This window comes from Lampropedia aestuarii (assembly GCF_004803635.1).
Taxonomy (GTDB): domain Bacteria; phylum Pseudomonadota; class Gammaproteobacteria; order Burkholderiales; family Burkholderiaceae_C; genus Lampropedia; species Lampropedia aestuarii.
Genome location: NZ_SSWX01000015.1, coordinates 32,045 through 42,773, shown reverse-complemented (window position 1 = coordinate 42,773; position 10,729 = coordinate 32,045). Strand labels below are relative to the sequence as shown.

Below are 10,729 nucleotides of genomic sequence, written 5' to 3'. Positions count from 1 at the left end.
CGGTTTACTTGCAAGGGATGGTGGCAAGATTGGAACGGAGTGTTGAGGCCTATTCTTGCAGCCCATCAACATTAGAGGCAACTTCTGGCGGATTAGTATCTACCTCCAAAAGCGTGCGCCCCTCAGTTGCTGCTCGCAATTGCCTAATTTCAATCAGCAACTCTTGACTCGCGTCTAGCTGACTTTTCAGCAATTCAATTTGCGCCTGCGATTCTGCACGATTAATTACCTCAGTTTCTTTGGAGGAATTATATTGATAAATAGCCGTAGCCAAAGACATGGCCGTTGTTACAACAAGAGTAACAAACGCTACAATTAAGCCATTCCTTGTAAAACTCAAGCCTTTCTGCGTAAGCTCCAGTCCATTTTGCGTTAGCTCCAAGCCCTTTTGTGTGGCCGATAAACTAGCCTCAGCGTGAGCTCGGTCGGCCTCTGCTTTCTTGCTGTTTATCTCCTGCGCCTCCATCCATTGGGGTATCATTTCTCCAATCAATATGGCATGTAGCTCGGCAACATCCAACGTCAATTTTTCTGAATTCATGGCAGACTTTTTGACATACTCCGCAGTTTCGATAGCAGCAACAGCAACGGACGAATCTTGGTGCCGCATCATTGCAATTGGAGGCCTATTTTGCCAGTCCAATGAAGGCAGCTCTTCATTATCCTCGTCCACCTCCTCCTTGGCAGGCTTAAGAACGCACTCATTATTAGAAAACGACTGAAGTCCATCCGGGATATCTCTTAAATATTCATTAATTGCGCTTTCACTTTGATTCAGAGAATGATTTCTCACCGCCTCCGATACCTCACTTCTCCAAAGTGGGCCCAATGCCTTCCGATGCTCATCGCCTATGGACTTTATTGAGTCAAGACTTAGTGACAACCTACCAATGGTATCGGCATCTAAAAAAGAATACGCGCCAGATAGGGGTTGTGTATGCTTTTGAAGTTCTTCAATGGCACCATTAACCGATGGATTTATCAGCTTATTAATTTGAGCAACAATCTGATCGCGGCTTTTCATTTCCTCATGCAATCCTCTGATTGCCGAGTTATTTAAAACATCAATTTTATCAACCAAGTTATTAAACTTATTGACCTCATCAAACAGCTTCATATATGGTGGATTGATAGTCTTATCGATTAGATCAAGCCATTCCTTTTGTCTAGCGAGAGCATCAGCATTTCGCTTTTTCATTGCAGCTCCAGCTAACAGCCCCAAGTCCTTAATTCCACCACCATTTGAAATATTCCAGCCGTTGGCTTTTGCTATAGCAGCAGTAACCGCAGCAATATCTTCATCGGTGAGTAGCTCAAATTCAGCATCAATCAAGGCGGTCTTGTCCGCCTTGTCCTTGTTGCCATTCACAAACAATTTGACTGCCAACTCCCCGAGGCGATCCTTGCTCGAAGCAGCCAAAGAAACATAATCTGAACTGCTTGCACGCCTAGCATATAAGCTGCCAATCGAAGTTGGAACCAAAACTTTCTCTGGAGCACGGGTGGCTAGAGTCTTCTTTTTTGGAAAATTATCAGGAGAATCTTTTTTTGAGTCGATCATTTAGGCAACAGCAGTAGGGTTGGTGGTTATTAATCCCAGAAATGGCAATCAATAATACCCGATAACTCTTACTTAGAGCCGAGCACTTGTTGCGCGGCGCCAGCGCCATACTTTGCATCAAATGCTGATGCCAATTCAGGTCGCTTGCGCAGCATCTCAATTGCACTCGCCGGAGCCTTGGCTGCATTTTCTTTTGGTGCGGCCGCCTGCCGCTTAGATTCCTCGGCTGCCAAAAAGCGTGGCAATGCTTCATTCGTGTCACGGTATCCACCATCCACCATGAACTGCGCAAACGCAGCCTCACGCTGTGGGTTCGGAATTTGTTGCGTCTTACCGGTAAGCGGGTCCACTGCAGGCTTGCCAGTTTTAGGATCCATGACCACATCGCCCAGGCTTGCTGAAATATCCTTTGTGTCATAGACCGGCCTAGTATCGCGCAGAGCTGGTGGCGTGTAGGTTGCTGCGCCTGTTTGAATCATGCGTGCAATATCCGCCCCCTGGCCCGCGTTCGCGGCAGCCGTGGCCGCGGCATCACGCCCCTGCTGTGCTCGCTGCGCTTCATCTTCTGCGCGTCGATCTGCGTTCAAGCTGCTCGCGGCCTGTACTGCATCCTTCTGGATTCCAGAGGCATCCTTGCGAGCATCGTTGTTGAACTTCGCCATATCCTGCTGCACTTTCCAGTTCGCAACAGCAGCGCCCGCAAGCCCTTTATCAATGGCGGCCAGATCCTCTAAAGCGCTGGCATCGCCGCGATCTAGCTTCCTCTTTGCTTGGGCAAGGCGCATCAAGTTTGATCCACTCAATTCGACCTGCTTGGAGCCGCCCTCCGGATTTGCAATTTCCAGATAAGCGATACCAGTCTGCTCGTCAATCCGAGGACTCAAGCCCGGCACGCTGGTTTGCGTGACCATCTTCAATAGCTCTTGCGCGTCCTCTCCCTTCGGATCAGCCAAGATGCCCATGGCGTAGCGCATGTCATCACGCGAATTTCTTTCGCTCACGGCGCGATCACGGTATGCGGTTGCTGTATTGAAATCGCCGCGCAGCATGGCCATCTGGCTTGTCAAGGCGTTGAGGTTGGCCGCATCTTTAGCAATTGTTGCGCCTAGGCTTCCGCCATCGGCTATAGGCATGCTTTGCGTTGGCGCTCCCTGCCGGTCCTGCGCAGGGGCGACGGTCGTGGCAGATGCGTTTGGGGCCAGGCTTCTTGCGATGACTTGTGTTTGCGGAATGGCATTTGATACCGCACCTGGCGCTCCAAGGCCGCCAGTAGTTGCGGCTGGCAGCGATGCTGCAGCGCCGATCCCTAACTCGCTATTAGTGGCTTCCACCCATTGCTGGCGAAGGAGATCTTCTTGCTCAGCATTGCGCTGATCACGCTCCAGCCTGGCCATATCGAGGTCATGCCTCTCCTTGTTCTGCGCATCCCTTTCGGACTTGCTATCCCAAGATTTGCGCAGCTGCACGCCGGTCACACCGCCGCCAAGAAGCCCAGAGAGAAAAGCCGCCGTTCCATTTGCCATTGAATTACCCTTACTTTTACTTGCCGAGCCAAGCGCCGCCAGCAATGCCAAGTGCAGTCCCCAAAGAACCCATTAAGCCGCTATTGCTTGCCTGTGACTGCTGGTATGCGTTGGCCTGTTGGCCGTACATGTTTGTGGCGTTGCTGCCCATCTGTCCGGCGGCAGAAGAAATCATTGCATTGGATTGCATCATTCCATTCATGCCAGAATTGAATGCAGCTATTCCGGCCCCCATTGTTCCAACACCCTGCCCTTGCGCCCCCATGCTCATGGATGGATAGCCAGCCAAAGCGTTGTTTGCACGATCGGTCAACTGCAAGCCTTCAAGGCGCGCCGAATCGCTTGCCGATTTTCTGCCTTGCACGCGCGCCAGAGCCTCGCTCACGGCCATGGCCCCCTTGGTTGCGCTATTCCGTCCATCGTTGGGATTCACGCCGCTGCGGGTAAGATCGCGCGCGATGATATTTTTCTGCTGGTCAAAAGCTTGAGCGATATCCGAATCAGATTGCGCCGATAGCTGATCGCGTCTATCCGTCTCACTAAAGCTTGCTGCATCTTTAACGATGGTGTCTTGAATTCCTGATAACTGGTCGCGCTTGCCAATCGCAAATTCGCGGTCGTCCTGGTTCCAATTCCAAAGCTGCCTTGACTGCTCAATAGATTGCTGGAGCTGCTCACGTTGCAGCGGCGCCATTTCCTCAGACATACTCATCATGCGCTGGATCGCATCATTTTGAATGCCCAAGCTCTGAATTTGAGCCTCGATCAATTTAGGATCTGGCGGCGGCGTACCGCTTGATTTACCACCCATTGATTACCCCCACACACGAGAGATTAAAGAAACCGGCATTCGACGCGTGTCATGCCGTAGACGATCACATCGCCGCCATCTCTGGCAGCGCCTGGCAATACAGCTTGCTGAACAAAGCCACAGTGCTCGTCAAAACGACGTGCATCTTCGTTGCTTGCGTCTACCCAGCCCCATAGTTTTTGAACGCCACATACGGCAAATGGATAGGCGAACCCAGCTTGCAGGAATGTCCTATTGAGCCAAGAGCGGCCTTCTGCTGCAGCCAGATGAACCCAAATATTGGAACCGTTGAAGCCTTCGTAAATTGCTGATGCAATCACTTGCCCGTCCCGCTCCAGCCCAATGCCGCGCATGCCTTCTTGCCGCGCCAGTGGCATGCGTGACTGTGCAAACGCCAAGATGCGTTCAAAGTCATAAGTTAAAACACCGGCTGCCATGGCGGTGTTTTCTCATGATTGGATCGAAGTTAAGTGTGCGGCGGTTCTGGCCAAACAATTTTCTCTAGGTCCGGCTGCTCTGTAATATCGCGCAGGGCTTGACGATACTCTGACCACATAGGGGCTAAAGGAGCGCCCCGCTCGACAGCGGCTGTCACCACCCAGTCCGAGTTCGCCAGCTTTGCATCTCGGATAGCCCGAACCTCCGCCCACGCAGCCGATTCGTTCAGCACCCACGCCCCGGCTTTGAGCGTATGGTGGATGGAGGGTCGAGGCGGCGGGCTGTAAATTACTCCGTTGCGGTACTCGGAACCCTCCACGACACTGCTGTAGACTTCCTCGCCGACTTCAACCGCGCCGACAGGGACGTCGTAGCCGCACCCTCTACACTCCACTGACTCACCCACCAATACAAGAAAGTATTTCATCTTTTACCCCCCACAGCAATCAGCGCCCTGTTGCCCAGAGTCCACGTACCGCCGGTACTGGTAAGCGGTTTAAACTGTACTATGTACTCGTTATACCCACCGACTGGGCTGGCGTCGAACGCGGACAACTTCATATCCATCCACAACAAGTTTATGTTGTGCCTGTTTGTGTACGCCAGCAGCGCGCCGTCGCGCACTCTAAGGATTCGGATTTCGTTGGCTGTGTATGATGCGGTGCCGCCGCCCAAGTCTGCGATGTGCGTGGCAGAGTCGAACATCAGCACAACGCCAGACGAGCCCGCCGCCATGTTAATGCCAACAGACGCGATCTGCGTCCAGCCTGTAGAGTTTCCAGCTACTTGCAGTTGGCCGGGGTACTGCATGACGTGCATAGACGTTATGTCCCCACCTTTGACCTTTAGCGTTTCGATCGCCGCATTTCCGATGTACGCGGTAGTGATCGCTAGGCCGTCGATGAACGTGCTGATATTCCCAGAGTTGATACGGGACAACCGACTCACAAGATCGGATGTTCGGATAAGTTCTCCGTCAATCATCACGTTGCTGTATTGCGTGTCCCACCCAATATTTACCTGGTTCTGCGTGGCCAATGTCCCCAGTCCATTAATCTGACTGACATTCAGGCCAACACCAGCGCCAAAAATCACATTCCCATTGTTGTCTTTAATAGTCAGCCCACGGGTGTCTATTTTCTCAGCGGCCACTGAGCCATTGATCAGAAAATCGCCGTTCAGTACCATGCCGGGGTTTTGCCAACTGCTGCCCATCCATGCACGTACGACAGATAAACCTGCGCTGGTGGCTGTCACCGTGTCGCCGATCACCAAATGGTTATTATTGGTCGGTGTTCCTGGATTGCCCAGCGCAGTCCACACCAAATTGCGGGCACTGGTATCGCTCCAGGAGCCTGTGCGGTACAAATCCACCGAGCCGCGCAACCCCTGAATCAGCGTTTTACCGCTGGTGTCTATGCGTACACTGCCTTTGATATAGACGTTGTTGTTTAGGTAAATGCCATAAGTATCGACGCCGAATGGCAAGTGTGCTGCGTCTGGCGTGTTCGTTAGGCCTGCGGAATACGTATCAGGATCAACAATGGCGAACTTGTTGGCGCCAATAATAAAAGCGCTTGATGGCTGTCCGTTGACTTCTTCTGCGGCAATGCCGTAGCCTGCCAAAGCACCACCAGCCATCACTTTGAGCGTGTACTGCGCGCGCAGCCCCTCCATTCTGTCGGCTGTCACCGTCATTTGTTGCTCAAGATCTGCTCTTCCAGGTGTGCCGTCTTGGTAGTAATTGCCTAAGCTGGCAGAGAGCTGATTGATGATGCCGGCCTGGGCGCGGCCGTTTTCTGACGTGGCAAAGGCCGTCTGACGCACGCCTGATGCGGCATCTCCAACCGCTGAAGTCACCGTATTAATGCGCATCACCAGTGACAGATAAGCCTCTTGTATCAGCTTCTCAACCGACGTAATAGCCGATCCGCGGCTAGCTGCCTCTTTGGCCAAGTCACGCAGTAGTTCTTCGCGCACCTCGCCGCGCAAATCGTCAAAGCGGCGCGGATCGTCCAAGCGCATCATCAAGTTTTTGTACAGTTTGGTGTCCTTGATTGCCTTTTCAAACGCGTCAATAGCAATCGAGGCAGATCCCCCGCCAGGCAGCACAATAGGCACCGTCTGGCCGGCATCTGCCTCTTGCGAAGCGACGCCCCCCAAAGCATCAGCAGCTGCCTTTAACTCTTTCAAATCACGCTGCGTTAGCGCCCGCTCTGCATCATTGCCGCGCGCGCCACCACGAACCTCAAGATGTTCGGTCGCGGCTCTTAGCCATGCGTCCAGACTGGCATTGCCCGTGGCGACTGAAGGCAGGCCAGGCAGCGACGCAGCGCCCGTATCCTTGGAAACACGCAGCGCTTTGGTGTTTTTCGGTTTTCCACTCATACGCTTTGCAACTCCGCGGTGCTACTTGCCAGAACCACTTTGGTCAGTCGCGCGGCACTTTCCACCTCAATTTCATGCTCCAGCCATCGGCCAGGTGGTAGGCGCTGCGGCAATGTGTCGGTTAACTGCACGGAGTGGCGCAATTGACCTTCGCCGTACCAGCGCACAATGACCGGCTCATCTTCTGACTGCCTGCCATCCACCTGCACCCAAGCCAGCGCGGTATGCATAGGAAATGTAGCCTTGCTTCCACGCCAAACACCAGTGCGCCGACCAGATGCAAACAACCGCTGCAACGCATTGCCACGCACAGCAAACAAGCTATCGGTCAACACGTCACGGCAAACAGCCGTCACGCCTTCCAAATCGACGCGCGCCAATTTCTTCACCAAGAAGTCCAGCGCCCAGCAGCGCCCTAAGCCATCCCAGAAGTAATACACACTCTCGTGCTCAACAGCCACAATCGCCGCGGGCTCCAGCGCAGTCCAATCTTCGCGCGAGAACAACTCACCAGTCAGCAGCTGTACTCCTGCTGTGTTGGCAAAGCACAGGCCATCAGTTGATGCATACACCACGCCGTCTCCCACCCCCACAATAGAACGGCGTGACACGCAAGGCTGCAATTGCGGCAGCTTGAGCGCCGACATGCTGGCTGAATCGGCGCCGCTGATGATGTAGGGATAGGTCATCGTGCCCACAAACAGCGACTGCCCAAACACGCCAAGGCCCACAATTGGCGCCTCTGTGGAGATTTGATACTCCACTGGCCAGGCGTAATACACGTAGGGCTGTGAGAACGCGACGAAATTGTCAATGAAGCCAGCCAAAATGCCGTTTGGCATACCGACAAAACCCCGCAGATACGGATCATCCCCTTTGGGCGGCTTCGTTTCCTGGGCGCTATTGTTGTCAAGCCGATAAGGAGGCTCAGCCCATAGGAAAGTGGGGCAAACCTCACCAAGCAATTCGCCTTTGAGTTCATCCAGATAGGTGCGCGTGGCAATCAGCATCTCGTCGACAAACAGGAATGCGGCAGAGCCAGATCCTGCGCTCGAGCGGTACAGCCGCCATTTCTGGATATGGCGGCCAGCCGGTGGCGCCAACACAGTCACGATGACCGAGTCGTTTTGGTCCATCTCGACCATTTCACTAACTGGACTGGGTGCTGATTCCTCGCCCCAGTCGGTCACGTAGGTGGCGACGTAGTAACGCGACTCTACGATACGGTCAGGGTCAAGTTTAATAAAGCCATCTTCACCAAAGACCGACACATCTCGATTGAGGTATGCTGTCACACGGACCAGCAAGCTGTCGCGACGCTTATGGTATTCAGCCACGATGGTGTCATGCTGTGCCTGGGCTTTGGCCTTGGCCGCCACAATCAGCGTATTGCGTCCTGAATTGTCTTGTTTGACAACCAGGCGGTTGGCCTCCCATTTGGCCAGATCGTTGCGCCACTGGACCATCGCTGCATCGTATGTAATCCACTGCTGGTTTCGCACCATGTCTTCGCCTACGATGCGCCATTCGGACACGGTGGGCTTCGAGGGTTCAACCGGTGCAGGAGTTGTAGGGACCTCGACATTAGTCTCAATTGCCGCAATGAAGTCCTTCACCGCGCCATCCAAAGCACTGCGCGCCGAGGCAATGGAGTCGGCTGCAGGATCAAAGATACCAGCTAAACCTCTGGCAATCTTTGGCAGATCTTTATCTGGGAATAATTGCCCTCCATCCACTGGGCTTTCAATCAATCGCAGTGCATCTTGCAGGGCTTCCATATCAGGAACATGCGCCCAAAGTGGCAGCGCGCAAATCGGAATCACGCACTGACCACCCTCTTCGTAAGCACCAAATTCCGGACGCAACAACTCTTTCTCATTCGCTACCGCCAAGGAAATGAGCTTTTCTGCATAGCGTCCGTCTGCAGTGTTTTGCCGCATGTCATACATTTCTTTGGCCCCGGCCAAGGGCTTGCCTTCAACCACATGGGCCGACACCAATGCAGCGATTAGGGCATCAGTCACCGTTCCATAAAGGGTTTCATCTGCCCATAGGTCAGCATCCTCGCGCGTGAACTGCACCGCTTCGTTCAAGGTGAGTGATAGTACGGGCGGCGGCGGCACTCCAAGCAACCGGTCCGCACCAGTCGCATCAATGATGCGCGGCCGTTGAGTTCCAGCATTCCACGAAACTGCCGTGCGCTCGGTCGCATCGTCGTTCACCTGACCTTTCACATGGCTTTTGTCGCTAGCATCGATCAGCCAGCCCTGTGCAGGGTCGCTGCGAAGTTGGCCATCCGCCTGCCGCGCCAGACGGTAGACCGACAGCGCGCCACTCGGAGCGCTTTGAATATGTGCATCACCCAGTAAAGGTCTGAACTCCACTGAGGTTGCAAGTAAATTTCGGTTCAACTGCGCAGCCTGAGCAGGCAATACGCGTGGTGATACACGAGGAATCTCGCCGCCAAAGTTTGTAATTGTGATTGCCGTCATGGCTACTCCTCTTGCAAACGCATGGCGCGGATGTACTCCTGAAGGCCTGTAATCTTGGCCCTGTCTCGAATCAGTTCCGCTCGGAGCGCAAGAACATCTTGTCCAGCCTCTCGACTGAGTTCGATGCCGGCTCCATCATCCAAGCCGGAGGTGCTGGCGGCCTCGGGCACACCATTGTTTGCACTGGTGGCTCTTGGGCAACTGGCGGCAACGTACCGCACCCGGACAGTGCCAGCAGCAACACCGCTGCGCTCACGCTCGTTTTCATCCAGTGCATTGCGCACCTCCATGCTCACGCGGGCATCGATGCCCGCAACCAACTCACCCATGCGCACGCGCATCGTGGCAATTGAGGCAATCGTTTTTGCGCTGTCTTCTGCAATGCTACGAAACGCTTTCTCGTAGTAGGCCACTACCTTCGCATGTCGCACCTGATTAGATAAGCGCTGTTCGCGCTCAGTCCACCCCCACAGCAGGCCCAGCACCAGTAAGCAAAGCCAGACCCAACGCATTAGCCGGCCTCCTGCAACCGCCAAGAGCTGCAAATCTCGCTATTGGCATCGCCCCGAATTTGCAATCCAGGCAGCACAACGCGCGCTCCGTTAACTGTGCCTTTATTCCAACGTGGGTTTTCACGGCATGCGCCAGCCAAATCGCCAGCGTTTGCTTTTCGCTTCATCGTCGACGTGGAGAAATTCTCCGCACCTTTGTTATGCAGAAAATCCAGGAAGGTCGCGCGTGCAAATGGGTCGTAGCTTGACCAGTAGCGCAAGTGCTGAGGCGCTACACGCTCGGCCTCTAGGTAGCGGCGCTTCTCCAGCTCGTAGCAGTCGTTGGGTGTATACCACTTTCCCGCCAGCACCTCTGGCCCTGTGATGCCCGCACATACTGTCAGTGGCTGACCACGGCCATTGCGATCCACGTAGGCATAGCCCACATGCTGCATGCTGGATTCGTAGAACTGCGCCCATACCATAGCCAACTTGACCTCAAGACTGGTGTCGGGGTCTGCTGCGGCTGCCTGCACGTACTCATTGCGCTGTGCGGCAGCCAGTTTGTTTGCATCCAACTGAGCATCGCCAACGTAGATGCCGCCAGCCATAACACCTAGGCCAAGCAGCAGCGCAGTGGTGTAGCGGATTATGGGCTCTGGGACTCTGGACGTCATAGCTTATCTAGCTCCGTGCAAGTTGCGTCAAGCCCCGCCTCTTTGATGCGCGCCAACCTCGCCTGAGTGCGCCACTTCCAGATTAAGTGGCCAATCTGCAGCGCTATAAATAAGCACGTTACCCATGCCACCATGTTTGCCGGAGTTACCCCCCACACATCACTCTTGGCATGCGTTACGACTGACATACTCGCACTTGGCGTTACCGCCAATCCTGCTGTGGCCAAATCGTGCTTCTGCTGCGCATTCAGGTGCTGATGCACCCCAATCAGGGCAAGTAAAGCAGTAAGTGCTCTTTTCATAAGTTCCGTTGCTCGCTTCTATGTAGCAAGGAACGGGCACCCAGCC

At 54.1% G+C, this 10,729-nt stretch carries 9 protein-coding genes; all 9 read right to left on the bottom strand.

Translation table 11 applies throughout. The features are described 5' to 3' along the window. Positions 1 to 49: 49 nt before the first annotated feature. The 9 genes from E8K88_RS12035 to E8K88_RS11995 all read right to left on the bottom strand — a co-directional run bounded on the left by E8K88_RS12035 (position 50) and on the right by E8K88_RS11995 (position 10,381). Positions 50 to 1,561: a hypothetical protein gene (locus tag E8K88_RS12035; RefSeq protein ID WP_136406919.1), complete on the bottom strand. Its 1,512-nt coding sequence runs from the start codon at positions 1,559 to 1,561 to the stop codon at positions 50 to 52. A 68-nt stretch (positions 1,562 to 1,629) separates the two neighbouring features. Next, the gene (locus tag E8K88_RS12030) at positions 1,630 to 3,135 is read right to left on the bottom strand and encodes a hypothetical protein (RefSeq protein ID WP_136406918.1); all 1,506 of its coding nucleotides are present in this window, start codon (positions 3,133 to 3,135) and stop codon (positions 1,630 to 1,632) included. After that, on the bottom strand, positions 3,101 to 3,895 hold the full coding sequence (locus tag E8K88_RS12025) for a hypothetical protein (RefSeq protein ID WP_136406917.1): 795 nt from the start codon (positions 3,893 to 3,895) through the stop codon (positions 3,101 to 3,103). Before E8K88_RS12025 ends, E8K88_RS12030 begins: the two co-directional genes overlap by 35 nt. 23 nt (positions 3,896 to 3,918) lie before the next feature. Further along, entirely contained in the window at positions 3,919 to 4,332 is a 414-nt protein-coding gene (locus E8K88_RS12020) for a GNAT family N-acetyltransferase (protein ID WP_136406916.1), read from the bottom strand. Positions 4,333 to 4,361: 29 nt separating this feature from the next. Further along, positions 4,362 to 4,760, bottom strand: coding sequence for a phage tail assembly chaperone (locus tag E8K88_RS18615; RefSeq protein WP_136406915.1), 399 nt, complete (start codon positions 4,758 to 4,760; stop codon positions 4,362 to 4,364). After that, entirely contained in the window at positions 4,757 to 6,721 is a 1,965-nt protein-coding gene (locus E8K88_RS12010) for a phage tail tip fiber protein (protein WP_136406914.1), read from the bottom strand. Before E8K88_RS12010 ends, E8K88_RS18615 begins: the two co-directional genes overlap by 4 nt. Then, positions 6,718 to 9,213, bottom strand: coding sequence for a hypothetical protein (locus tag E8K88_RS12005; protein ID WP_136406913.1), 2,496 nt, complete (start codon positions 9,211 to 9,213; stop codon positions 6,718 to 6,720). Before E8K88_RS12005 ends, E8K88_RS12010 begins: the two co-directional genes overlap by 4 nt. Before the next feature lie 2 nt (positions 9,214 to 9,215). Beyond that, on the bottom strand, positions 9,216 to 9,725 hold the full coding sequence (locus tag E8K88_RS12000; protein ID WP_136406912.1) for a lysis system i-spanin subunit Rz: 510 nt from the start codon (positions 9,723 to 9,725) through the stop codon (positions 9,216 to 9,218). Continuing rightward, positions 9,725 to 10,381: a glycoside hydrolase family protein gene (locus E8K88_RS11995; protein ID WP_240754500.1), complete on the bottom strand. Its 657-nt coding sequence runs from the start codon at positions 10,379 to 10,381 to the stop codon at positions 9,725 to 9,727. Before E8K88_RS11995 ends, E8K88_RS12000 begins: the two co-directional genes overlap by 1 nt. Between the last annotated feature and the right edge of the window lie 348 nt (positions 10,382 to 10,729).

What these genes read in the sequence shown, in the direction of transcription:
- E8K88_RS12025 (WP_136406917.1), bottom strand. Translation starts at nt 3,895, where the DNA reads ATGGGTGGTAAATCAAGCGGTACGCCGCCGCCAGATCCTAAATTGATC.
- E8K88_RS18615 (WP_136406915.1), bottom strand. Translation starts at nt 4,760, where the DNA reads ATGAAATACTTTCTTGTATTGGTGGGTGAGTCAGTGGAGTGTAGAGGG.
- E8K88_RS12020 (WP_136406916.1), bottom strand. Translation starts at nt 4,332, where the DNA reads ATGGCAGCCGGTGTTTTAACTTATGACTTTGAACGCATCTTGGCGTTT.
- E8K88_RS12035 (WP_136406919.1), bottom strand. Translation starts at nt 1,561, where the DNA reads ATGATCGACTCAAAAAAAGATTCTCCTGATAATTTTCCAAAAAAGAAG.
- E8K88_RS12005 (WP_136406913.1), bottom strand. Translation starts at nt 9,213, where the DNA reads ATGACGGCAATCACAATTACAAACTTTGGCGGCGAGATTCCTCGTGTA.
- E8K88_RS11995 (WP_240754500.1), bottom strand. Translation starts at nt 10,381, where the DNA reads ATGACGTCCAGAGTCCCAGAGCCCATAATCCGCTACACCACTGCGCTG.
- E8K88_RS12000 (WP_136406912.1), bottom strand. Translation starts at nt 9,725, where the DNA reads ATGCGTTGGGTCTGGCTTTGCTTACTGGTGCTGGGCCTGCTGTGGGGG.
- E8K88_RS12010 (WP_136406914.1), bottom strand. Translation starts at nt 6,721, where the DNA reads ATGAGTGGAAAACCGAAAAACACCAAAGCGCTGCGTGTTTCCAAGGAT.